The organism is Bartonella sp. AA9NXGY, from assembly GCF_042196845.1.
In the GTDB taxonomy this organism is placed as follows: domain Bacteria; phylum Pseudomonadota; class Alphaproteobacteria; order Rhizobiales; family Rhizobiaceae; genus Bartonella.
In genome coordinates this window covers 1-1235 of sequence record NZ_JBHIRB010000078.1, presented here as the reverse complement: position 1 = coordinate 1235, position 1235 = coordinate 1, and the positions used below count along the sequence as shown (strand labels likewise).

General features: G+C 31.7%; 1 protein-coding gene. It reads right to left on the bottom strand.

Translation table 11 applies throughout. The features are described from left to right. Positions 1 to 464: 464 nt before the first annotated feature. Positions 465 to 1235, bottom strand: a 771-nt coding sequence (locus tag ACFIM6_RS09880) for a type ISP restriction/modification enzyme (RefSeq protein ID WP_375612674.1), incomplete at its 5' end; no start/stop codon positions are given.

Below are 1235 nucleotides of genomic sequence, written 5' to 3'. Positions count from 1 at the left end.
TTTATTTTCAAATTGCAATGTTAAACCACCATTATTTTTTTTAAATGAGAGAAAATTAAAATCAATATATTTCAATAGGTTAAGATTTTACAGATCTTAAAAAAACAACCTATATAAAAATACAACCTATAAATTCAACTAATAATATACGTTTTGAGGGGTTTTGACGGTTTTTACACCTTCAAAACCTATAAGTAATATAAGAAAATGAATATACATAACTCTCTTTAAACAAAGCTTTTGAAAAGCATAAAGCACTCATTTTAGATTACGATATAATCTTTTAAAGGCAATTCAAAAGAAGCCTATTCACTTTAAGATGGGATTTCTTTTTAGAATAACGCATATAAACTGTCTTTTTGAGATTGTATCTAATCAACTTAACAAGAGAGGTATAGATTAATCGCTATGTTCTATACCCCTTATGAGTTTATCATACCCATTATGTGAGCATGCTTTATAAGTTATTCAGTTTCTCTTATTTCCAATTTTGGTAAGTTCTTAACGATTTTCATGGTTTCTAAACTTACGGTAATAACCCTTTGAAATAACTCTAGAGGGTAGGCAGGGTTGCCAATGGTTTCAACAGCATAGCGATTAGCATCATTAACAATGACGCTCTTTTTATCTGTTTTAACACATTGACGTTCCATAACCCATTCAAGAGCAGGCTTTCCATTGACTATATACTCATAAGCTTTAAGAGGTATATCCGTCATGATGATATTGCTATTATAAAAAACAGTCGATTTATCCTTTTCCTTACTATTCCCAGAAAATTTCATTTCTGTAACGTAGTAAAATTCTTCGGGATTAGAGATCTCTGTCTGTTTTGGATTACCCTTTTTAAAGGTGACTGGATAAGGTTTTACAGTTTCATAATTCACGTGCAAATGACCCAGTTCACGCCCTGCTGTTACGAACTTCCAAAAATCATCAGCACTCTTTACACAAGGAATGCGAGGTAATTCTTTACATAAATTATGCGCATAACGAGCACGGTAATCTTCTGAATGAAGTAGACCGTAAACATAATAGAATAGATCATCTTTTGTTATGGTTTCATTAGGATAAGCGGCTTTAAAATGTGCTAATCCTTCATCAGTAATGGCATCACGGCGTTGTAAACCAGCTGTTTTGTTTTCCTCTATAGAATTTGTAAATAAATGGGATTGTTTCTCACTTTTACTTTTTGAAACCGTAGTATCTTCGTAAATATAGCGTGGAAAACATTG